We start from the raw sequence: 21493 nt of genomic DNA on the forward strand, positions 1-21493 counted from the left end.
GGGGCGGCTTATGGCGCGCCCCGCTTTGCTTTTGCGTCTTGACGTGCGCGTTGCGCTCTAGCCGTGCGGCGCTTCCACGAGATTGCCCGGCGAACCGTTACGCCAGGCCTCCACGTTGCGCAGCGTCGTTTGCGCGATCTCGCTCATCGCCTCGCGCGTAAAGAACGCCTGGTGCGACGTGACGATCACGTTCGGAAACATCAGGAGACGCGCGAGCACGTCGTCCTGCAGCGGCGCATCCGAGTGGTCCTCGAAGAACAGGCCGCCTTCTTCCTCGTACACGTCGAGGCCGAGATGCCCCAGCTGGCCGCTCTTGAGCGCATCCACGAGCGCGCTGCTTTCCACGAGCCCGCCGCGTCCGGTATTGATGAGCATGGCGCCGCGCTTCATCTTCGCGAGCGCGTGGCGGTCGATCAGATGTCGGGTGGCGGGCACGAGCGGGCAATGCAGGCTCACCACGTCGGACTGCGCAAGCAGCGTATCGAGCGGCACGTAGCGCGCGCCGAGCGCCAGCAAGTCGGCGGCCGGCGGGCCCGGATCGTGGGCGAGCACCTGCATGCCGAAGCCCGCCATGATGCGCGCGAAACACCGGCCGATAATGCCCGTGCCGATCACGCCGGCCGTCTTCCCATGCAGGTCGAAACCGAGCAGCCCGGCAAGCGAGAAGTCGCCTTCGCGCGTGCGCGACACGGCGCGCGGCAGCTTGCGGTTCAGCGCAAGAATCATCCCGACGGCATGCTCGGCTACCGCATGCGGCGAATACGCGGGCACTCTCGCGACGGTGATGCCAAGACGCTGCGCCGCCGCGAGATCGACGTGATTGAAGCCCGCCGAGCGCAGCGCCACGAGTCGCGTGCCGCCCTTATGGAGGCGCTCGAGCGTGGCGGCGTCGACCGTATCGTTCACGAACGGGCACACCACGTCGTAGCCGTCGGCGATCACGGCAGTATCGGCATCGAGATGCGATTCCTGGTAGTGCAGCTCGTACTGGAAAGCGCTGTTCGCCTCGGTGAACGTGTCGACGTCGTACTGCCGCGCGCTGAACAGGATCATGCGTGGGCGAGCGGAAGTGGGGATCTGGGTTCCCGGCATGTTGACCTCGTGCGAGCTTCGGGGTGCAGGCGCGAATGGCGCCTCGATGCGCATGGATGCGCCTTGAACTCGAACGTGAAAGCGTTCGCGTGTGCGGCGCGGGCATGCACGCACATGGTAGCAGCAGCACGGCGCGCGATTGGGAACGAGCGGGCCGGGTTTAGACGCGGCAACGCCGCGAAGCCTGCCGGTGCGCGGCAAACTTCGCGGCGTGGTGCCGCGCGCATTACGAGTGAGCGTAGATCGGGCCGAGGCCAACGACGTCCTGGCCGGCTTCATTCGCACCGGCGGCATTCGATGCCGCGCGGGCGTGCGTGCGGCTGCCTGCTGCGGACGCACCCTCGGCCGCTCCGCCGAACGCCGACGCCGCTGCACCGCTTTCGGCGCTCACGCGCGAGAGCGCGGCTTGCAGGTTCGCGGGGTATTGCGTGTTATCGCTGGCGGGGTTGTAGCCGGCCTTCTGGAGTTGCACGAGTTCGGCCTTCACTTCGGCGCGGGTCACCGGTTGGCTCGACTGCGCGAACGAGAGCGCGGGAACGGCAACGAGGGCAGCAAGAGCGGCGGCGGCGAGCGAGTGTGCGAGCTTCATGGTGTTTCTCCTGACGTTGGGTGAGTGGTTGCGCACTGTTGTGTATCAACCTTGCGTAGGAGACATTTGAACGCCGCGATGTATCTGGCTTGTTTGCACGTGAGCCCGTTTTTGCAAGCGCGTTTGTCGGGCAGACGGCCAGACACAGTGCGATACAAGATGGCGCCCGGGCGGCTGGGCGCGGCCGCTAGCACGCCAATAAGGGGCGAATCAAAAGTGTTGCTGCACTGCACACTTAGCCTCCTCGCGCCTTGCATTCCGCCCTGAAATCTCTATAATAAGGGTTATCCCTTAGGCACTAACCCTAGCAAAGAGGAAATCATGGGTGCAATCGTCGAAAAAGTGACTCAAGTCCTGGCTGCACTGCGTCGTCTTGGCGCCGAAGCGCTGAACCGTCACCTCGAATACTGCGAACTGCTCGCAGAAGCTCAGCGCCGCTGGTACTAATCCGCGCCTGACTGCAGCAAGCGTCCCTGCCCGCACAAACGAGGGACGAGAAGTAACACGCGGCCGCATCGAGCGGTCGGGTTTTATGCGGCGCCCAACCAAACCTCGGCTTCCGGGGCATCCGCGCGCGCCGCATCGGGACGCCACCCCGGCGCAGCCAGAAGCGCGCCGGCAAAGGCGTGCGCCTGGCCACGCAACGCATGCGTGACCGGCCGGTCGTCCAGACGCCGCCGGGTGAGCACGTCGTTCCTGCCATCGCCGCCGCACCGAATCCTGGTAGCGCGTGAGGATGCAATGCGCGACCGCGTTCGAGTCGTACGCGGCCGCCAGTTCGCGCGTCCATAGGCCTCGCCGCCGAATGGGTCCATGCGCGCTTCCGCAGCCCTCTTGCCATTTGGTTGCGATCGCAACGACTTGCCGGCCACCGGATGTTCGCCACGAAGCCCGGCGCGCCAAATCTCGATTCCTCCATTGTCTTCGGAGCCGCGCAATCAGTGTGCGGCGCAACGTTCGGCGCGTATTCCCGCCATTCGGGCCGGTTCGCGCTTTGGGCGGAAAGCGCCTAATCTTGAGGTATCGGCTCTTGCCCCATCTGTGAACCGGAACGTGCGCCACGTTCCGGACTCCCGATGCGCGATCATCGCCCCTCGCATGCCGCGGTGCACGACGCACCGCCCGTTCACCCGCACCATCCGCTCACGGCGCGGCTTGCTCGCGCCGTCGTGTTCGTCGCCTTGCTGGTCGCGTGGGCCGCCCTGGCGGCCGCGCTGGCTGTGCCGGATGCGTTCGCGGCGGCCAGGGCGCCCGTCGTCGTCATGACGGTGAACGGTGCGATCGGGCCCGCCAGCGCCGATTTCATCGTCCGCTCGCTGGAGCGCGCCGCGCGCGAGCACGCGCCGCTTGCGATCCTCGAACTGGATACGCCCGGCGGGCTCGACACGTCGATGCGCCAGATCATCAAGGCGATTCTCGCCTCGCCGGTGCCGGTCGCGGCGTTCGTCGCGCCCGGCGGCGCGCGCGCCGCGAGCGCGGGCACCTATATCGTCTACGCAAGCCACTTCGCGGCCATGGCGCCGGGGACCAACCTCGGCGCGGCATCGCCGGTGCAGATCGGCGTGGGCGGCGGCGGTGGCGGTGGCCTTCCAGGTGGCGCGCCAGGCGCCCCCGAGACAGCCTCCGGCGCCTCGGCCCCGCACCCCGACGACAACGAATCGACGGAAGCCCGCAAGGTCATGCACGACTCCGCCGCCTACATTCGCGGCCTCGCGCAGCTGCGCGGGCGCAACGCGGCGTGGGGCGAGCGTGCGGTGCGCGAGGCCGTGAGCCTCTCGGACGAAGAAGCGCGCGACCAGCACGTGATCGATCTGATCGCGCAGGACCCCGCCGATCTCGCGCGCCAGCTCGACGGCCGCACCGTCACGACGACGGCGGGCACGCTGCGCGTCGCCACCGCACACGCGCCGCTTGAAGTCGTCGCGCCCGACTGGCGCAACCGCTTCCTCTCGATCGTCGCCGACCCGAACGTCGCGCTGATTCTGCTGACCATCGGCATTTACGGGCTCTTCTTCGAGTTCGCGAACCCAGGCTTCGTGCTGCCCGGCGTCGCGGGCGCGACCTGCCTGCTGGTGGGCCTCTTCGCCATGCAGCTGCTGCCCGTGAACTACGCGGGCCTCGGGCTCGTGCTGCTCGGACTCGCGTGCCTCATCGCGGAGGCATTTCTGCCAACGTTTGGCGTGCTGGGCTTCGGCGGCATCGTGGCGTTCGCCATCGGCGCGCTCATGCTGATGGACACCAGCGCGCCCGGCTACGGCATCCCCATCCCGCTCATCGCGGGTCTCGCGCTCGGCGGCGCGGCGTTCGTCGCCACCGTCTCCAGCGTGGCGCTGCGCGCGCGGCGGCGGCCCGTGGTGACCGGCGCGGAGGCGATGGTAGGCGCCACTGGCGAAGTGATCGACGAGGGCCTGCACCCCGACCCGCGCCCCGGCCACGCAACCCTTTCCACGGGCTGGGCGCGCGTGCACGGCGAGCGTTGGCACGTGGCGTGCGCCACGCCGCTCGCCGCCGGCAGCCGCGTGCGCGTGAGCTCGCGCAGCGGCCTCATGCTCACCGTCACTCCGCTGCACGGCGCGGCACACGACAAGGCAAACGACAAGGGAGAACGTTCATGATCGGCTTCACGTTCGGCTTCACAGGTCTTCTGATCGCGCTGGTGGTGCTGATCGCCTTATCGTCCATCCGCATCTTCAAGGAGTACGAACGCGGCGTCGTGTTCATGCTCGGGCGCTTCTGGAAGGTCAAGGGACCGGGCCTCGTGCTCATCATTCCCGTGGTGCAGGTGGCGGTGCGCATCGACCTGCGCACCGTGGTGTTCGATGTGCCTTCGCAGGACGTCATCACGCGCGACAACGTTTCGGTGAAAGTGAACGCCGTGGTCTATTTTCGCGTGGTGGACCCCGAAAAGGCCGTGATTCAGGTCGCGCGCTACGTCGACGCGACGAGCCAGCTCGCGCAGACCACGCTGCGTGCCGTGCTCGGCAAACACGAACTCGACGCCCTGCTCGCCGAGCGCGAGCAACTGAACGCCGACATCCAGAAAGTGCTGGATGCGCAAACGGACGCGTGGGGCATCAAGGTGTCGAACGTCGAGATCAAGCACGTGGACCTCAACGAAACGATGATTCGCGCGATCGCCCGCCAGGCCGAAGCCGAACGCGAGCGCCGCGCGAAGGTGATTCACGCGGAAGGCGAACTGCAGGCGTCCGAAAAATTGCTGCAGGCCGCGCAATGCCTCGCGAAGCAGCCGCAGGCCATGCAACTACGCTATCTGCAGACGCTCACCACCATCGCCGCCGACAAGAACTCCACCATCGTCTTCCCGCTGCCGATCGAACTGCTCAATGCGCTGATCGAGCGGTCCGGCCCGCCGCGCGAACGTTGAGTGATCCGTCCCCTCAGTTTTGAGCCGCTTGCGCCCTCGCGGCATCTTCGACAGTTCACCTGAATATTGCAGCGCAGCGAAAACTGTCGACCGCCGCAGTGCGCGCCCTCGTGCACGCTTCTTTTGAGCTTGGGATTGGCAGAGCGCGGAAATATCGCCAATAATTGCCGAACATCCACTAACGGACGACGGCGGCCATGGATTACAGTCCCGAAGCCATCCGCACGATCGCTCTGGTCGGCCATGCCGGCTGCGGCAAGACCTCGCTTGCCGAAGCGCTCCTGCACCAGGGCGGCGCGCTGCACGCGCCAGGCAGCGTGAATCGCGGCACCGCCCTCTGCGATTTCGATCCCCTCGAACGCAAGTACCACCACTCCCTCAACTCCGCCATCGCCCATCTCGACCACCAGGACACGCGCATCTACCTGCTCGACACACCCGGCTACCCCGACTTCGCCGGCATGTCGATGAGCGCGCTGCCTGCGGTGGAGACGGCGGCCATCGTCATCAATGCGCGCACCGGCATCGAAATGACGACGACCCGCATGATGGCGTATGCGCAGCAGCGCAAGCTATGCCGGATGATCATCGTGAACGGCATCGACGCGGAAAAGGTCGATTTGCCGGGGCTGCTCGCGCAGATCCAGGAGACCTTCGGCAAGACTTGCCTGCCGATCAATCTGCCTGCGCAAGGCGGCCGCGAAGTGGTGGACTGCTTTTTCAACCCGGCGGGCGAAGCCGATTTCTATTCGGTGGAAGCCGCGCACAACGCGCTCGTCGACCAGGTGATCGAACTCGATCCCGAGTTGATGGAGTTGTACCTCGAACAAGGCGAAGCCGTTAGCCCCGAGCAACTGCACGAGCCGTTCGAACGCGCGTTGCGCGAAGGGCATCTCGTGCCGGTGTGCTTCACCTCCACGGCGACCGGTGCGGGCATCGCGCAACTGCTCGACGTGTTCGTGCGGCTCTTGCCCAATGTCACCGAAGGCAACCCGCCGCTGTTCTACCGCGAGGTAGAGGGCAAGGAAGGCAAGGAACCCGTGCGCGCCGAGCCGGATGCCGACAAGCACGTGCTCGCGCATGTGTTCAAGATCGTGATCGACCCGTATATCGGCAAGGTCGCCGTGTTTCGCATTCATCAAGGCACGGTGACGCGCGACAGCCAGCTTTATATCGGCAACGCGCGGCAGCCGTTCAAGGTGGCGCATCTGCTGATGCTGCAGGGCAAGGAGCATACGGAGGTGCAGCGTGCGGGGCCCGGCAATATCTGCGCGGTGGCGAAGGCCGACGATATCGGCTTCGACGCCGTGCTGCACGACGCGCCCGAGGACGGCAACATTCACCTCACGCCGCCTGCGTTTCCCAATCCGATTTACGGGCTTGCTATCGAGCCGGCGCGGCCTGGCAATGAGCAACGCGTGTGGGAAGTGCTGCAAAAGCTCGCGGCGGAAGATCCTTGCCTGCAGATCGATCACCCCGAAGGGACCAATGAAACCGTTGTCCGTGGGCTGGGCGAACTGCACTTGCGCTACATGCTGGAGCGGCTCACCGATCAGTACAAACTCGACGTCGTGACGCGTCCGCCGACGATTGCGTGGCGCGAGACGATTGGCGGCAAAGCCGAGGGCCATTGCCGCCACAAGAAGCAGACGGGCGGCGCGGGCCAGTTCGGCGAAGTCATGTTGCGCGTCGAGCCCCTGCCGCGCGGGGCGGGCTTCGAGTTCGTGGATGCCGTGAAAGGCGGCGCGATTCCTTCGCAGTTCATGCCTGCGGTGGAGAAAGGCATCTTGCAGGTGATCGACAGCGGTCCGCTCGCGGGCTTTCCCATGCAGGACGTGCGCGTGATTGTGTACGACGGCAAGCACCATCCGGTAGATTCGAAGGAAGTGGCGTTCGTTACCGCGGGCCGCAAGGCGTTTATCGATGCGGTGCTGAAAGCGCAGCCTATCGTGCTCGAACCGATTGTCGATATCGAGGTGATGACGCCCGAGGCCGCGATGGGCGACATCATCGGCGATCTTTCCGCGCGGCGCGGGCAGGTGCATGGCACGCGCACGATGGGTGGGCAGGCCATGGTCATTGCGGGGAAGGTGCCGCTCGCCGAACTCAACGATTATCAGTCGCGGCTGAATTCGCTCGCGGGCGGGCATGGGAATTACAGCATCCAGCTGAGCCACTACGATCCAGTGCCGCCGACGCATCAGGAAAGGCTGGCGGCGCAGCATAAGGGGCGGGGGGAGAGTGTGGAGTGAGGGGGGTTGGCTGGCCACTGCCTGACACCGCACCCATTTGCCGCGACAGAGCCGCCCACGCTGGAACCACGGGCGGCGTATAAGTTACGTCACTCGCCCCCAAAGCTAGCGAACGGCGCATGCTGTCGCCAGTCATGCAATGGCATCCGCGTTTTCGTCTGGCTCCCTCGCATCCGCTACGCTCCAGTCGTTCGCGGGTTGATAACCCTGATTCCCGAAGTAAATCATTCTCCAGTTTTGTAACTTCGAGGCGTCCATACCAAAGCCAGCCACGGAGTCATGTACAAGGTAATCGAAGAAATCTAGCAACGCCTGGCGCGTCTCACTGGAGCCGGTGATCAAGGACACGTCTTCGTACGCGCGCGCCAGCATCGCCTCACGCAAGCTGAGCGACTTGCCATCGATTTTGCGCGTTTCCGCGTCTGCTGCCGCCACGTTCACGGCATTCCCGCCGGCAGTGATTCTGGCCAGTTCCTTTTCCAGGGCATCTGCAAGTTTCTGGTTTCCCGTTCGCATGAGAACCTGTTTTGCTGCGGGTATACGAGCGCGCGCGGCCTCGTCGGCCGTTAGTTTGGACAGGTAGCTACGCGCTAGATACAGCGGATAAAGGTGCTCGGCGACCACATTTTCAACCGGGCCGGATGCGTGGGCAAACTTTTGGTAAGTGTCGAAAAGTGACGCGGTTTTCGGGGAAAGATTGAATGTCTCCTGAACCTTTCCAGCCATGGTGTTCAATGCCTGAAGCGGAACACCAGCGGCGCTTGCGGCTCGATACATGTGCAGCAGCGGAACCTGGCTCAGTTTTTCGTCTTCTTTCAGCGTACGGGTTTGCTCACCCGGTGCGTATCCGCCACCAACATCGGAGTGCACACCGGGATAGACGATTTCGATACAGTTGGGTGGATAACTCTTGCCGTCACGCACCGAATCGAGTGGGAACGAATCCCGAGCCTCATGTGCCGCAATGTAGTGGACGCATTGCTCAACCATCGGTGGAATCTTCAGGTCCTTTGCCCAGGTGTAGTGCCCGTCCTTTGGGACATACACCAGAGCGGAACTCAGGACTGCGGAAACCGTCGTAGTCGCAATCTGGATCATCGGACTTCGATCCAGAAGCTGGAAGCTCGCCGGCAGTCCGGCCGACGCAACTGTGTCGAACAAGCCCATGAAGTATAGGCGAATTGGGTACCCTTGATATTGCCAGCCGTCCCCCACTTTCCGACACTCCCTTGCAAGCCTCACAGCGAAGGCACGCACGAGCGCCGAACCTCTGGAAAAGCCAAACAGGGCGACGTTGATCATCCGGATTGGCTGCCTCGGATTCCTTGCTCGTGCCCTCGCCTTTTGAATGCGCTCGTCAAACTGCTTGCGCGCCCATTGCAGGCGCTTTTCGCCACCGGCTCCGAATGCCGAACCTATGGGGCTGTACGCATGCTCGCCGATCTCTGGAAATGGTGTGCCCAAGCCGTTGATATAAATCGGATATCGACCGTTAACCCCCGTATCTGCTTCGTGTGCAAAAAAAAGACGTGCAACGTTACTATGCTTCGACTTGGGGGTATCTACGAACCGGTTATTTCCAGTACCGTCGAAAAAGAATGAAATCCAAATCGATTGTGAGCAATCTGCCATTCCCGGTTTTTTCGCGGGGTCCATACAGGCCATCGCAGCAGCGCGCGCCTCTCGCTCAAGCAAAGTCAGCGGGCGCAGACCTGCGATTTGCGGAACCTGGGTATCGTCAAGCATGACTATCCTCTATCGAACGAAAGGTAAGCGGCGCTCAAGCCTCAGCCGCGGCGGTGACGGGCCATCTCGGCCTGATAGGGCCGCCTCAATATGCCCATCCGGATAAAAGTGAATCTCGAGGTAGCTTGGGTCTGACGGAATGGGGCCTGTGACTTCAACCCTCTTCTTTTTGTATGGCCCTGCTGGCTCAATTATCTTCCGGGGAGGATACGCTTCGAGTGCATCCATTTGAAACTCAACGTCGACCGAAAATGATGTTTTCGTGTCGCTATTCATAACGACACAACAGGATTCCTTTCCTCCACCAGCATCAGGTGTACTGAGCTCGACGTTACTTCCCCCTTGACCATTAACTGCGAAATCCGCTATAGCACGATCCGTGTAGTTATATCCGATAATGGCAAGCATATAAGGCTCTTTCTTGCAACCCTGAAATACCATAACTGACAGGACGAAAAATGGAAGCAGCAGAAAAACGCTCTTCGTTTTCATTTGATGTCCTTGCGTTTCAACGAACAAAAGGTAAGCGGCGCTCAAGCTTCAGCCGCGGCGGTGACGGGCCATCTCGGCCTGATAGCGCCGCCTCGATATGACCGTCCGGATAAAAGTGGATCTCGATATAGCTTGGATCTTGTGGAACAGGACCGGTCACCTCGACCCTCGCTTTTCTGTAAGGCGCTGACGGCTCAATAATCTTTCTCGGCGGATAGGATTCTAGAGCGCTCATTTTGTAGTCGACATCGACCCAGATTGGCGTCTTCGTGTCGCTATTCATAACGACACAACAGGATTCCTTTCCTCCACCAGCATCAGGCGTACTAAGTTCGACGTTACTTCCCCCTTGACCATTAACTGAGAAATCCGCTATAGCACGATCCGTGTAGTTATAGCCGATAATCGCAAGAATATAAGGCTCTTTCTTGCAACCCTTAAATACCATAACTGGCAGGACGAAAAATAGAAGCAGCAGAAAGGCGCTCTTCGTTTTCATTTGATGTCCTTGCGTTTCAACGCACGAAGGGTAAGCGGCGCTCAAGCTTCAGCCGTGGCGGTGACGGGCCATCTCGGCCTGATAGCGCCGCCTTGATATGACCGTCCGGATAAAAGTGGATCTCGATATAGCTTGGATCTTGTGGAACAGGACCGGTCACCTCGACCCTCGCTTTTCTGTAAGGCGATGACGGCTCAATAATCTTTCTCGGTGGATAGGATTCGAGAGCGCTCATTTTGTAGTCGACATCGACCCAGAACGGCGTCTTCGTGTCACGGCTCATAACTACGCAACACATGTTGCTCCCTCCACCGGAGGTCGGCGTACTTAGCACGAGATTTGCACCCATTGACCATTCACCGAAAAATCAGCAATTTCTCGGTCTGTATAGTTGTACCCGACCAACCCAAGCATATAGGGCTCTTTCTTGCAACCTTCGAGAATCAGGGCAAATAAGAGGCGGAGTAAGATGCCGGTCACTCCCCTCTCTGGAAAAGTCCGCATTCTTTGTCTTTTATGGAAATTGACTTCGCAACTGGTTTTGGGGAGGCGAGACCAAGATTTCAAACGCGATCTGGGCTTGAGAAGACCGCGAAGATGTTCGCTTTCGGATCATCTCGGTTATATAGTGCGGGCGACACGGTCTCAATGAGGTATAGACTGAAACTGGGGATCTTTTGATGCATCTCAGTGCTAGCGGGTCAAAGATTGACAACTGGCGGCTTCGAGGAGCCCCGGAACATGATGCCGGGTTAACGGATGAAGTCCGGCGAGCGGTGTCGGCGAATCGTGGCAAGGCTGTCGAGTGTGCGATGACAGGGAGGAATTCCAAGTCCGGTTTTCATCTTGAAATGTTTTCGGACGGCCCCCTTGTTTAGGAAATAAACATTTCCTATAATCATCCCCATGGCATCCGACCACCCATCCCAACCCCTGGCCCGCTCCCCCGGCCGACCGCGCGAATTCGACATGGAAACCGTCGTGGACGGCGCCGTGCGCGTTTTCCGCGAGCGCGGCTACCACGCCACCTCCGTGGGCGATCTCAGCGAAGCAACGGGCCTGACCGCAGGGAGCCTCTACAAGGCCTTCGGCGACAAGCGCGGCGTCTTTCTCGCCGCGTTCGACCACTACGTCACCACGCGCAACGCCGAATTGCGCCATCGCATCGACAAGCAGTCCAAAGCAAGCGAGAAGATTCGCGTCATCTTCCTCTTCTATGCCGAATCGTCCCACGGCAGCGAGGGCCGGCACGGCTGCCTCGTGGTTTCCAGCGCAACGGCGCTCGCCACTTTCGACGACGAAGTCGCCACGCGCGTCGAAGCCGCCATGCGGCGCACCGAAGAGATGCTGCGCGAACTCCTTCAGCAAGGCCAGCAAGACGGTTCGGTTGCAGCGGAAATCCATGTCCCGGCCATGGCGCGTACCTTGCTCGCCCTGCTCCACGGCTTTCGTTTGATCGGCAAATCCGGCCGCACGCAGCGTGACATGCTAGCCGTCGCCGCCGAAGCCATGCGTCTACTGCGTTGAAATTTTTTTGGCTAATTTGGAAATGATTATTTCCAATCAATGTCAACGTTCCCTGAACCCATAGGAGTGTCACACCTTGAGTACGCCCTCACGCATCATTGACCACGGTCCAGCCTCGCTGGCCGACCCCATCCTGCCCGGCTTCGCGCATCGCTTCGAAACCATCGATGGCACGCGGCTTCACTACGTAATCGGCGGAAATAAGGATGGCGAAACAGTCGTGCTGCTGGCCGGCTATCCGGAAAGCTGGTTCGCGTGGCGCAAGGTCATGCCGCTCCTCGCCGGGCGGTATCGCGTAATCGCACCGGACCTGCCCGGCCAGGGCGACTCCGATCGGCCACCGGTTGGCTACGACACGCAATCGCTCGCAACCGCCCTGCACGCGCTGCTCGGCAAGCTCGAAGCACGCCGCTACCACCTCGCCGCTCATGATGTCGGCGCCTGGGTGGCTTACCCCTATGCGGCGCTATTCGGCGCTGAAGTGTCGAGCCTCGCGTTGCTCGACGCCGGCATTCCCGGCATCACGCTGCCGGACGCGCTGCCCGTCGCGCCCGAGCGCGCGTGGCGCACCTGGCACTTTGCCTTCCATGCAGTTCCCGATCTGCCGGAGCTGCTGATAGCGGGCAAGGAGCGCGCGTATCTGGAGTGGTTTCTGCGCCGCAAAACGGCGCATCCGCAATCGTTCACGGATGCCGATATCGACGAATATCTGCGCGTGTTCACGAAAGAAGGCGGATTGCGCGCGGGGTTGGCCTACTACCGCGCGGCCGATGTTTCGGCGCGCCAGAATCGCGAGTTGAGCGCGCGCGGAAAATTACCAATGCCCGTTCTCGCGCTGAGCGCCGATCAGGGCTCGATTGCCGACATGGCCGGTCCGCTGCGCCATTACGCCGAAGAGGTGCAAGGCGCGACGCTTGCCCACTGCGGCCATTTCCTGCCGGAGGAGCAGCCCGCAGCCGTGGCCGAAGAACTGCTGCGTTTCTTCGGCCAGACCTGACTCGGGCCTGCGTTACTCCGGCGCTTCGACCGTGGTGACCGCCGAGGAAAACACGTACCCCTCGCTGCGCAGCGTCTTGATGTAACGCGGCTCGCGCGCCTCGTCGCGCAGGCGCTGGCGCAGCCGGCTCACGAGCAGGTCGATCGAGCGGTCGAACGCATCGGCCTGGCGGCCTTGCGTGAGGCTCAGCAGCTGATCGCGCGTCAGTACGCGCTGGGGATGGTCGAGAAACACGCGCAGCAACCGGTATTCCGCGCCGCTCAGCGCGACGATCGTGCCCTCGGCGTCGAGCAGATGCCGCGCCGTCGTGTCGAGCCGCCAGTCGCCGAACGCGAGCAGTTGCGCCGCCTCGCTCACTTCCATGCCCGGCGGCAGCATGCGTGTGCGGCGCAGCACCGAGCGGATGCGCGCGAACAGTTCGCGCACGGCGAAGGGCTTGGGCAGATAGTCGTCGGCGCCCATTTCCAGGCCCACGATGCGGTCCGTCTCTTCGTTGCGCGCAGTGAGCATCACCACGGGCACGGCGCGGAACTTGCCCGCGCGCAGCTCGCGGCATAGCACGAGCCCGTCGTCGCCGGGCATCATGAGGTCGAGCACGATCAGGTCGGGCGCGCCGCCCTCCAGCAGCGAGCGCATTTCGCGCCCGTTCGCGGCCAGCGACACGCGCATGCCGTTCTTTTCGAGGTAGGCCCCGACCAGTTCACGTATGCCGCGATCGTCGTCGACGACCAGAACGTGATCCATCTTTTCCGTCATTGGTGTTTTTCTCCTTGCGCGCGAGGCGTGAACGGGTTTCGGCAATGCACGAACAGTACACCGGATGCGCGATCTCCGCAGCCAGGCCGCTCGCCGCGAAGAACAGGATGGCGAGCAGGCGTTTCATGCGTCCTCCACCAGGGAAAGACTAGCACCGTCGGCAACCGACGCTTCGAGCGCGTAGACGTCCACGCCCTCCAGGCAGCCGAGATTGACGCGCCAGCGCGCCGGATCCCTGCGCGTCTGGTGAAACGGATAAATGCCGCAGTGCCTGCAGAAAAAGTGCTTCGCCACGCGCGTGTTGAACTGATACAGAGTGAGCGCGTCTTCGCCCGCGAGGATCGTCAGTTCGCCGCCCTCGAACGGCGGACTCATCAGCGCGCCCTTACGCCGGCACAGGCTGCAGTTGCAACGCCCGGCCGGCTCGATCGCCGTGTGGACTTCGAACTGTACCGCACCGCAATGACAGGAACCCTTCCAGTTGGTCGTGTTCGTCGACGTGCTCATCTTGCTCTCCGCTCGGTTGATTTCGTTGGGTGATTGAACTTGCTACGTGCCGCGTACAAACCGGAACCGCGCCGCCCGATTCGGGACGACAATGTGCGCTAGCGCAGATTCGGCGCGCAGCATATCGACCTGAAACGGCCGGCAATGACCGCAGCCGGCCCGCAACAAACCGGCATTGTTTATGCTCGCAAGCTGATAGCGAGCGAAACTGAGAGAACGGCTCCAGGAGATCCCTATGAAATGTCTGCGAATCTATGCCGACGCCCAGGGTGAGTCCCATTTCGAGGACATCGATATCCCGCTCACCCCGCTTGAGCTATTTCCCAACATCCCGCCCATTTACCTCTCGACGTGGGAGCCGGCGAAGGCGGTGCGCTTTGGCTGGGTGCCGGCGGGCCTCAAGGAGGCGGACTGGCACACCACGCCGGTTCGTCAGTTCGTGATCTGGATGACCGGCTGGGTCGAGTTCGAAACGAGCGACGGCGACACGCGCCACTGCGAACCGGGCACGGTCGTGCTGTGCGAAGACACCGTGGGCAAGGGCCATCGCTCGCGCCACCCCGAGGAAGGCCAGTTCAACGTGTTCATTCCGCTCGCTTGAGTGAGCGCTTGACTCACACGACCGGGCGCTTATGGCGCGCCGCCTGTCACGCTTGCGCGCCGCCCAGCACGAGCCGCCCTTCCAGTCCGCCTTCGGGCCGATTGCGCAGCGTGAGCTGCGCGCCCATCGCCACGGCGAGCTGGCGCGAGATCGCGAGGCCCAGGCCCGTGCCGCCCGTGCCCCGGTTACGCGAGGTCTCGAGCCGGTAGAACGGCTCGAATACCTTTTCGAGCGCTTCCTCGGGAATGCCGGGGCCGCTGTCGAGCACCGAGATCGTGACGGTCTTGTCCTGCGGCGACGCGCTCACCTCGATGGCCGCGGTGCTGCCGTACTTCAGCGCGTTGTCGACGAGATTGCCGACGATGCGGCGCAGCGCCTGCACGCGCGTGACGATCGCCACGTTCAGGCGGCGCTCGAAGGTCACGGGCGAGCCCGCATCCACGTAGTCGCATACGAGGCTGTCGAGCAGCGCGTCGAGGTCGACGCGGGCGGGCGCTTCGCCGGTGCCGTGCAGCGTGCGCGCGTAGGCCACGCCCTCCTTCACCAGTTGCTCCATCTCGTGCAGGTCCTGCGCGAGCTTGCCCGCTTGCGCTTCGTCGTCCATCTGGTCCACGCGCAGCCGCATGCGCGTGATCGGCGTCTGCAGATCGTGTGAGATGGCCGCCAGAATCTGCATGCGCTCGGCCACGTGCGCGGAGATGCGCTGCTGCATCGCGTTGAACGCGCGCGCCGCGCGCGCCACTTCGGAGGGCCCTTCTTCCTCGAGGCGCTCCGCCTTCAGGTCCGGGCCGAGCGCGTCGGCCACGCGCGCAAGTTCGTGCAGCGGCCGCGTGGCGGTGCGCACCGCGAACCAGCAGCACGCCGCCAGCACGACGAGCTGGGCCACGAGCACAGCCGGCAGCCAGCCCGACAAGGGCAGCGCGGGACCCGGGCGGTAGTCGATGGTGAGCGGCGAGCCGTCGGACAGCCGCAGGTGGATCTGCAGGCGTTCGCGCTTGCCGGGCACCGAATTGGTCGTGAGCGCGTACTTGTCGCCGAGGCCCGCCGCGATGGCCGAGGCCACGCTCTTCGAGCGGCTCGCCTCGGGCGGCTCGCCCGGCGTGCCGGGACCGAGGATGAAGCTATAGGTGCGCCGCGCGAGCTGCGGCAGCCACGCCGCGCGTTCGGCCGCGGGCAGGTGGTCGAGCAGCGCCACGGAGATGGCGACTTCGCGCGAGATGTAATCGGTCATCATGGTCGCGGTGGCGTCGTTGCGCTCGGTCATCGTGAGCTTGAACGACAGCCCCTGCGCGAGCGCGAGGCCGACGCAAAGGATCAGGGCGAGGCGCGCGAACAGCGTGCGCGGCCAGTGCAGCGCGCTCATTGCCGCGCCGCCCGCGAAACCAGCGGTGTGCGGCGGCGGACCGCAAATCCATCGGCGTGCATGTTCGGACTCCGTGTGCAGGGAATGATGGGTTTATACCGCATGCCGCGAGAGGCTTTGTATCTCACTGTATCGGCGCGGGCGCGGGACACAATACATTGCAGGCCCGTTCGATTCATCGCGTCCTTTCACGTTTGCGGCTTGCGCTGCGGTGCGGCATCGGCCCATTCGCGCACGGCCTGCGCGAACAGGCGCAGCGCCGCGGGCGGATGGCGATTGGCCGGATAGTAAAGGCAGAGCCCCGAAAACACCGGCCCCCACTCGGGCAGCAGGTGGACGAGCCGCCCGGCGGCCACATGGTCGGCCACGAGCGATTCCGGCACCCAGGCCACGCCCACCCCGGCGAGCGCCGCCTCGACCATCAGGTTGAGATTGCCGAGCGTGAGCGGCCCGTCCACGTCGATGCTGGCGCTCTTGCCGCGGTGCGCGAAATCCCAGCGGAACAGCGCGCCGCTCTCGAAGCGAAAGCGGATGCAGCGGTGGTGCTCCAGGTCGTGCGGCGCGCGCGGCGGCGCATGCTGCGCCAGATACGCGGGCGAGGCCACCGCGCCAAAGCGCATGTCCTGCGTGAAGCGCACGGCGATCATGTCGCGCGGCACGTCTTCGAGCACGCGCACGCCGGCGTCGAACCCGCCGGCCACGATGTCCACGAGCCGCGAGTCCGCCACGAATTCAACGCGGATGTCCGGATAGCGGGCGAGGAACCCCGGCAGCACATGGCGAATGAGCGGGCGCGCCCCCGATTCCGAGGCGCTGATGCGGATCGATCCCGAAGGCCGGTTGCTCGCGGTCGCGACGTCGTTCACGGCGTCTTCGAGATCGGCCATGGCGGGCCGCACGCGGCTGAGCAGTTGCTCGCCCGCCTCGGTCAGCGCCACGGAGCGCGTGGTGCGGTTCAGGAGGCGCACGCCGAGCTTCGCCTCGAGGTTGCGCACGGTGTGGCTGAGCGCGGAAGGCGAAACGCCCAGCACGCGCGCTGCGCCGCTGAAGCTGCGCTGCTCGGCGATCGTCACGAAGGCCGTCAGTTCAGATAAGCCGGTGCGCACCATTTGTGAATTTTCCTCAATACCCCATGCAAGTTTAGCGGGATTGTTGAGCAGTGTGCAGCAACCTACACTCGGTCGGGTAGAAGACGGCTCCCGCGCGAATGGGAGCGCCGGTCATTTCAGTTCACACAAACAGGAGCAAGACATGCAAAAGCGCACACTCGGCAAGAACGGCCTCGAAGTTTCCGCGTTGGGCCTTGGCTGCATGGGCCTGAGCTTCGGCTACGGGCCCGCCACCGAAAAGAACGACGCGATCCGCCTGATCCGCACGGCGTTCGAGCGTGGCGTCACGTTCTTCGACACGGCTGAAGTCTACGGGCCCTTCGTCAACGAAGAACTGGTTGGCGAGGCGCTCGCGCCGATTCGCGACCAGGTGGTGATCGCCACGAAGTTCGGCTTTCAGGACGGCGACTCGAAGAAGCCTATGGACAGCCGCCCCGAGCGCATCCGCGCCGTGACCGAGGCGTCGCTCAAGCGCCTGAAGACCGACCGCATCGACCTGTTCTATCAGCATCGCGTCGATCCGAACGTGCCCATGGAAGACGTGGCCGGCACGGTCAAGGACCTGATCCGCGAGGGCAAGGTCAAGCATTTCGGCCTTTCCGAAGCGGGCGAGCAGTCCATCCGCCGCGCCCACGCCGTGCAGCCCGTCGCGGCGCTGCAGAGCGAATATTCGCTCTGGTGGCGCGAGCCGGAACACAAGGTGATGCCGGTTCTGGAGGAGCTGGGCATCGGCTTCGTGCCGTTCAGCCCGCTCGGCAAGGGCTTTCTGACCGGCGCGATCGACGAGCGCACGTCGTTCGACCAGAGCGACTTCCGCGCCATGGTGCCGCGCTTCACGGAGGAAAACCGCAAGGCCAACGCGGGGCTGGTCGACGTGCTTGGCCGCCTCGCCGACGGCAAAGGCGCGACGCGCGCGCAGATCGCGCTGGCCTGGCTACTCGCGCAAAAGCCGTGGATCGTGCCGATTCCTGGCACCACGAAGCTTTCCCGGCTCGACGAGAACGTGGGCGCGGCCAGTGTCGAGTTGAGCGCCGGTGATCTCGCCGCCATCGAAGCGGCGCTCAACGAGATCCAGGTCGTGGGCGACCGCTATCCGGCCCAGTGGCAGCAGCGGGTGGATCGCTAGCCTGCGCGCGCGCCGGCTCACACCCACAACCGGTACATCCAGAACGACTCGTCCTCGACATAGCGCTGTGCGAAGTCGGTGGGCGAGAAGCCGGTCATGCGGCGGGTCGTTCGGCTCAGGTGCGCCTGATCCGCGAAGCCTTCGTCCTGGGCGAACGCCGCCCAGTCGAAGGCCTGACCGTTGACGAGGCGCTCCGTGGCCGCGAAATACGCACCTTCGGCCTTCACGAGCGAGTGCCACTCGCGCAGCGAACGCCCGCTGTACGCCTTGATGCGCCGCTCCACCTGGCGCACGCTATGCGTGCGCCCCCATTCGCGCGCCTGCCACGCAAGACGCTTAGCGCGCTCAACACGGCGAGCGGCGCATGCGCCATGCCGTGAAGCACCATCTTTTTGCACCATGTTTACGGGCTTCGTTCTACGCTGTACGAAGGCGATCACTCGATCGATCTCCGTGCTTCCGTGCTCACGCGGCAACGCTGAGCCCCATTCTGGCGAGAGCGAACGTGCTGAAAATACTGATTCCCATTTTTGACGCGCGTGGCGCGGCCGAGGCGGCCCGTCACAGTGCTTTCCTGTTCGCCGAACATTGCGTGGCTGAAGTCGAGATCCTGGAAGTCCTTGAAGACGTCACCATCGAGCGCACCAGCGCGTTCTGGTCGGAAGACGAGCTACGCGAACAAAGTCAGCGTCACCTGAGCCACGCGCTCAGCGAAACCTGCGCGATTCTCGACGATGCCGGGGTGCCCTACACATCGAGCTATATTTGCGGCCCGTTCGTGCGAAGCGTGTCCCGTTGCGTTGAAAGCGGACATGCCGACATCGTCGTCGTCGACGCCAGCCATCTCGGCATGCTACGCAAGCTCGGCATGCTCATGAAGGTTTGGCGTCTGCGCGCAACGCCCGTCACGCTGCTGCATTGAGGCACCGGCTCTTTTACTCCAAAACCAATTCATTCATGATCGCAACAGAAGAACACGACGAATGGCTCAGCCTGGATCCATCTGAAATGGTCCGGCTCCAGATCCGCCGGTTCGACATCCATCACGATTCATCGGAACTGATTGCGAAGCTGCTTCGCAGCGCCGCTTCCAGCCTCGACAGGAAAGAGGAAATTAGCAGCTACTACGCAAGCCGCGAATCCGGCCGGCGGCGAAGCGCGAAAGCAGAGGCGTGCTTTATCGCCGCGTGCAAGGGTCAGCTCGTGGGAACGCTGACCATCGAGGGGACTAACCTCTCCTCACCCTGCCGCCACTACCGGCGCCAGGACGTTGCAACGATTCACCGGTACGGTGTCGATCCGCGTTGGCAACACCTGGGCATTGGCCGGGCACTACTGTCGTTTGCCAATCGGTGGGCAGCAGCCCTGGGGTATGCGCAACTGGCTCTCGATACCCCAGTTGCCGCGGGCAGCCTTCTCGACTTCTACCATACGTTAGGGTTCAGGCTCGTCGATACGGTCCACTTCCCTGGGTGTGCCGATGACAGCGCCGTACTCAGTCGTCCTACCTTAATTGGCTGGCGGCATGCGCCTGCGTCGCACGCTAGCCGTCGCTTGCAGCACGACCGATAACGCATATATAGAGCGGCACTGAATTCACCATCCTGTGAACGGCTTTACGCTCTTTTTACTTGCCGCAAAAAGATAGCGCATTAAAATATTGCGGTAATCCAATACGGAGATGTTCCATGAACATCCGATGTCCTCGCCCCCCTGGTTGTTCCTTGCCTGACAGACAAGACGTCTGAGCTTTCTCCTCAAGCCACCGTCTTGCCAGCAGGCGAACGGTGCGCGTCCCGGCAGCATTTCCGCGTGACCCTCATTGTTATCTGAACACCGCGATTGCGGTTGATCAGCCGTCGGCTCGTACCCGATCGGTTCGCACGTCACTGCAATACGCAAAGGACCCTCATTCCGCTCGGCCATACCCCGAGTGGAAATCAACAGCAGTCGATTCAGGAGCTTTTTCCATGTTTGAAATTAACAAGAACTACACTCGCGAATTCATTCACCAGGTCTGCGGTGGCAACAAGCAGGCATTTCTTCCCACGAAGAACGGAAAGGTCGTCGCCGCCTGTTTGCGGACGGACCTCAATCCGCAAGCGCCGGATGTCATCATCTGCAACAGCAGTGCTTCTGCGAATGCGGCGGGGCGAACGCTCTCGGCACAACGCGATGCCATCCCGGTATTCATCAAGACGGACACCGACTCGTACCGGTTTGCAGGCCTGTTTGCTGCGGGCGAGTCCTTCGTCACCCCGCCTTCCTGCGCGCCGTATGTGCAAAAATGTGGATTGACGTCCGCGCAGGTGTCGCGCGTCATCAAGATGCAACGCCGTTAGTGCGAGCGGATGAACGAACTGCAACTGGCAAAAGCGAAGCCCCCGTTGACGTAGAGTCCCGGGGGATTCGCCCTGATCAGTCGGGTCTATATTGGCGAGCCAGCCAGAACGCACTCAGAGATCGGCGGCTGCCAGCGTGATCCGCTCGTTGACTAGTAGAGGATATCGACGCTCGATTACGCGAACAAGCCTCGATTTATTGAGCGCAAATGCCAGCATGAGTTGTTTCGGGGACTCGTCCGTCGCACCGAGCTTTTCACAAACCACCTCACAAGGCAGTGAATAAGCGCAATATCCCCACCCGAACCGATACGCCGAAAACCATACGGACGAGTCCGCGGACAGGATGGGTTCAGTAAGGTGAGCAGTTGGCTGAATCATGGTTGTTGTACCTCCACGCAAGCGTCAATACTTGAATTGCGCCGCCGCTTCGGATGCCGGAATACGCGGCTCGCCGGGGAATGCCGTCTTGATCACGCTTACGCGATCGGCCACGCGCCGCGGGTAGTCTTTAGCGCCACCACTATAGCGCAGAAGCGCGTCATGAACGTCCCCGTCGGACGCCTCGATATAGTCGCGCAGGATCGACGAGCCGATGCTGACGTTGGTGCCCGCGTCGGTCAGATCCGAAGCATGAAGGACAACATCCCTGTGCTGCGACGGCAGGATCTGCATGAGCCCCCTGGCGCCGGCGACGCTCACGGCGAAGCGGTTGAAATTCGATTCGACGGCGATGACGGCGAGCAGCAGAATCGGCGAGATCGTGTCGCGTCGTGCGGCTTGCAGCACCGCCTCACCGATTCTCAGCGCATCGTGCAGGCCGATATGAAACCGCACGTTCAACATCGTCGCGATGTCTTCGGCTGTCGGTATGCCCTGTGGGACGGCGTCGTAGGCTGGCTCGGGCGGCGCAACGACCGATGCGTCGGCGCCATAGGTCGTTCCACTGAGCGAACCACCCACCAGGATCGCCGCCAGAACGAGAGCGCGAAGGCCATGCGAACGAGCGCCTCGCCGATCACCGGGATTGTTGTTCATATGCGTTAGCGCTTTACTGATCAAACTCCTTGGAAGGCTACGCCGGTCGACCGAACAATTTCAGAAAAAGGT

At 63.0% G+C, this 21493-nt stretch carries 23 protein-coding genes and 2 pseudogenes; 11 read left to right on the forward strand and 14 right to left on the reverse strand.

Annotated elements, in window-relative coordinates:
- Positions 1-57 precede the first annotated feature (57 nt).
- Positions 58-1092: a 2-hydroxyacid dehydrogenase gene (locus A3CW_RS0115355; RefSeq protein ID WP_051481504.1), complete on the reverse strand. Its 1035-nt coding sequence runs from the start codon at positions 1090-1092 to the stop codon at positions 58-60.
- A 226-nt stretch (positions 1093-1318) separates the two neighbouring features.
- The gene (locus tag A3CW_RS0115360) at positions 1319-1681 is read right to left on the reverse strand and encodes a DUF4148 domain-containing protein (RefSeq protein WP_028204370.1); all 363 of its coding nucleotides are present in this window, start codon (positions 1679-1681) and stop codon (positions 1319-1321) included.
- 321 nt (positions 1682-2002) lie between these two features.
- Between A3CW_RS0115360 and A3CW_RS54295 the strand changes: the two genes are divergently transcribed.
- Positions 2003-2128, forward strand: coding sequence for a hypothetical protein (locus A3CW_RS54295; RefSeq protein WP_266232470.1), 126 nt, complete (start codon positions 2003-2005; stop codon positions 2126-2128).
- Between the two features lie 252 nt (positions 2129-2380).
- Here the strand turns inward: A3CW_RS54295 and A3CW_RS54555 are convergent.
- Positions 2381-2470 (reverse strand): annotated as a pseudogene (locus A3CW_RS54555) (metal ABC transporter substrate-binding protein); the annotation flags it as partial.
- 287 nt (positions 2471-2757) lie between these two features.
- On the opposite strand from A3CW_RS54555, the gene A3CW_RS0115380 reads away from it, so the two are divergent.
- The 3 genes from A3CW_RS0115380 (at position 2758) to fusA (ending at position 7318) form a co-directional block, all read left to right on the forward strand.
- The gene (locus A3CW_RS0115380) at positions 2758-4296 is read left to right on the forward strand and encodes an NfeD family protein (RefSeq protein ID WP_028204371.1); all 1539 of its coding nucleotides are present in this window, start codon (positions 2758-2760) and stop codon (positions 4294-4296) included.
- A complete protein-coding gene (locus tag A3CW_RS0115385) occupies positions 4293-5066 on the forward strand; it encodes a slipin family protein (RefSeq protein WP_028204372.1) in 774 nt (257 codons plus the stop codon). Before A3CW_RS0115380 ends, A3CW_RS0115385 begins: the two co-directional genes overlap by 4 nt.
- Positions 5067-5263: 197 nt before the next feature.
- The gene (gene fusA, locus A3CW_RS0115390; protein ID WP_028204373.1) at positions 5264-7318 is read left to right on the forward strand and encodes an elongation factor G; all 2055 of its coding nucleotides are present in this window, start codon (positions 5264-5266) and stop codon (positions 7316-7318) included.
- Between the two features lie 132 nt (positions 7319-7450).
- Here the strand turns inward: fusA and A3CW_RS50165 are convergent, their stop codons facing one another.
- Genes A3CW_RS50165 through A3CW_RS50965 form a run of 4 tightly spaced genes read right to left on the reverse strand, consistent with a single transcriptional unit; the run spans position 7451 to position 10404 of the window.
- Entirely contained in the window at positions 7451-9064 is a 1614-nt protein-coding gene (locus tag A3CW_RS50165; protein WP_245623653.1) for a T6SS phospholipase effector Tle1-like catalytic domain-containing protein, read from the reverse strand.
- Positions 9065-9073: 9 nt separating this feature from the next.
- Positions 9074-9556 carry a DUF3304 domain-containing protein gene (locus A3CW_RS50955; RefSeq protein ID WP_081771676.1) on the reverse strand — a complete coding sequence of 161 codons (483 nt, stop codon included), beginning with the start codon at positions 9554-9556 and terminating at the stop codon, positions 9074-9076.
- A 16-nt stretch (positions 9557-9572) separates the two neighbouring features.
- On the reverse strand, positions 9573-10055 hold the full coding sequence (locus A3CW_RS50960; protein WP_081771677.1) for a DUF3304 domain-containing protein: 483 nt from the start codon (positions 10053-10055) through the stop codon (positions 9573-9575).
- Positions 10056-10071: 16 nt separating this feature from the next.
- Positions 10072-10404, reverse strand: a complete 333-nt coding sequence (locus A3CW_RS50965) for a DUF3304 domain-containing protein (RefSeq protein ID WP_081771678.1) — start codon at positions 10402-10404, stop codon at positions 10072-10074.
- Between the two features lie 620 nt (positions 10405-11024).
- Between A3CW_RS50965 and A3CW_RS0115400 the strand changes: the two genes are divergently transcribed.
- Together A3CW_RS0115400 and A3CW_RS0115405 are read left to right on the forward strand one after the other, a co-directional pair.
- A complete protein-coding gene (locus A3CW_RS0115400; protein ID WP_028204374.1) occupies positions 11025-11582 on the forward strand; it encodes a TetR/AcrR family transcriptional regulator in 558 nt (185 codons plus the stop codon).
- Between the two features lie 76 nt (positions 11583-11658).
- Positions 11659-12579 (forward strand): alpha/beta fold hydrolase, encoded by a 921-nt coding sequence (locus tag A3CW_RS0115405; RefSeq protein WP_028204375.1) that lies wholly within the window; start codon positions 11659-11661, stop codon positions 12577-12579.
- Between the two features lie 12 nt (positions 12580-12591).
- On the opposite strand, the gene A3CW_RS0115410 is transcribed toward A3CW_RS0115405, so the two are convergent.
- From A3CW_RS0115410 to A3CW_RS0115415, 3 genes are read right to left on the reverse strand one after another with little or no spacing between them, the layout of a single operon-like run.
- Positions 12592-13335: a response regulator gene (locus A3CW_RS0115410; protein WP_028204376.1), complete on the reverse strand. Its 744-nt coding sequence runs from the start codon at positions 13333-13335 to the stop codon at positions 12592-12594.
- Positions 13280-13462 (reverse strand): hypothetical protein, encoded by a 183-nt coding sequence (locus tag A3CW_RS50970; RefSeq protein WP_081771679.1) that lies wholly within the window; start codon positions 13460-13462, stop codon positions 13280-13282. Before A3CW_RS50970 ends, A3CW_RS0115410 begins: the two co-directional genes overlap by 56 nt.
- The gene (locus A3CW_RS0115415; RefSeq protein ID WP_028204377.1) at positions 13459-13842 is read right to left on the reverse strand and encodes a GFA family protein; all 384 of its coding nucleotides are present in this window, start codon (positions 13840-13842) and stop codon (positions 13459-13461) included. The genes A3CW_RS50970 and A3CW_RS0115415 overlap by 4 nt, the downstream gene beginning before the upstream one ends.
- Positions 13843-14077: 235 nt before the next feature.
- On the opposite strand from A3CW_RS0115415, the gene A3CW_RS0115420 reads away from it, so the two are divergent.
- Positions 14078-14443, forward strand: a complete 366-nt coding sequence (locus A3CW_RS0115420; protein ID WP_028204378.1) for a cupin domain-containing protein — start codon at positions 14078-14080, stop codon at positions 14441-14443.
- A 46-nt stretch (positions 14444-14489) separates the two neighbouring features.
- Here A3CW_RS0115420 and A3CW_RS0115425 read toward each other — a convergent pair whose 3' ends face one another.
- Together A3CW_RS0115425 and A3CW_RS0115430 are read right to left on the reverse strand one after the other, a co-directional pair.
- Positions 14490-15806: an ATP-binding protein gene (locus tag A3CW_RS0115425; protein WP_028204379.1), complete on the reverse strand. Its 1317-nt coding sequence runs from the start codon at positions 15804-15806 to the stop codon at positions 14490-14492.
- 188 nt (positions 15807-15994) lie between these two features.
- Complete coding sequence (locus A3CW_RS0115430) at positions 15995-16915, reverse strand: LysR family transcriptional regulator (protein WP_028204380.1); 921 nt, start codon at positions 16913-16915, stop codon at positions 15995-15997.
- Between the two features lie 142 nt (positions 16916-17057).
- Between A3CW_RS0115430 and A3CW_RS0115435 the strand changes: the two genes are divergently transcribed.
- Complete coding sequence (locus tag A3CW_RS0115435; protein WP_028204381.1) at positions 17058-18041, forward strand: aldo/keto reductase; 984 nt, start codon at positions 17058-17060, stop codon at positions 18039-18041.
- A gap of 17 nt (positions 18042-18058) precedes the next feature.
- On the opposite strand, the pseudogene A3CW_RS46395 reads toward A3CW_RS0115435, so the two are convergent.
- Positions 18059-18379: pseudogene (locus A3CW_RS46395) on the reverse strand (helix-turn-helix domain-containing protein); the annotation flags it as partial.
- 38 nt (positions 18380-18417) lie between these two features.
- Here A3CW_RS46395 and A3CW_RS0115445 point away from each other — a divergent pair.
- From A3CW_RS0115445 to A3CW_RS0115455, 3 genes are all read left to right on the forward strand, one after another.
- A complete protein-coding gene (locus A3CW_RS0115445) occupies positions 18418-18963 on the forward strand; it encodes a universal stress protein (protein ID WP_245623654.1) in 546 nt (181 codons plus the stop codon).
- A 35-nt stretch (positions 18964-18998) separates the two neighbouring features.
- Positions 18999-19613 carry a GNAT family N-acetyltransferase gene (locus tag A3CW_RS46400; protein ID WP_051481480.1) on the forward strand — a complete coding sequence of 205 codons (615 nt, stop codon included), beginning with the start codon at positions 18999-19001 and terminating at the stop codon, positions 19611-19613.
- Positions 19614-20011: 398 nt separating this feature from the next.
- Positions 20012-20383, forward strand: coding sequence for a hypothetical protein (locus A3CW_RS0115455; protein WP_028204383.1), 372 nt, complete (start codon positions 20012-20014; stop codon positions 20381-20383).
- Positions 20384-20788: 405 nt separating this feature from the next.
- Here A3CW_RS0115455 and A3CW_RS46405 read toward each other — a convergent pair whose 3' ends face one another.
- Positions 20789-21421 (reverse strand): lytic transglycosylase domain-containing protein, encoded by a 633-nt coding sequence (locus A3CW_RS46405; protein ID WP_051481481.1) that lies wholly within the window; start codon positions 21419-21421, stop codon positions 20789-20791.
- Between the last annotated feature and the right edge of the window lie 72 nt (positions 21422-21493).

The organism is Paraburkholderia nodosa DSM 21604 (genome assembly GCF_000519185.1).
GTDB classification, from domain to species: Bacteria; Pseudomonadota; Gammaproteobacteria; order Burkholderiales; family Burkholderiaceae; genus Paraburkholderia; species Paraburkholderia nodosa.